The sequence below is a fragment of the Escherichia sp. MR genome (genome assembly GCF_005280595.1).
Lineage (GTDB): Bacteria > Pseudomonadota > Gammaproteobacteria > Enterobacterales > Enterobacteriaceae > Escherichia > Escherichia ruysiae.
On sequence record NZ_SZVK01000151.1, the window covers coordinates 1 to 263 of the forward strand.

1 pseudogene is annotated in these 263 nt (G+C 42.2%); it reads right to left on the reverse strand.

The features are described 5' to 3' along the window. Positions 1-263, reverse strand: a pseudogene (locus FC814_RS22700) (transcriptional regulator); the annotation flags it as partial.

Genomic DNA, 263 nt, shown 5'->3' on the forward strand with positions numbered 1-263 from the left:
TATGTTGCCAGCTTTCACCGCGTACATTCGAATAATGAAAACTTCCGGGGGCAGAGAAAAAACGCTCCGGTTGCTGGCGAATAAATGCCGTCGCCAGAAAATGTTTTATTTGTTCGATACCGGCAGCCGTAATGATATTTTTTACGGTGATGTAATTATTTACCGCGTCTTCCAGTAAATAATGGCTATTGTTAATGATCAATAACGGCTCAATCTCTTCGCGAATGGCAACAAGTTCGCTTAAGCTACGGGCAATAATTACC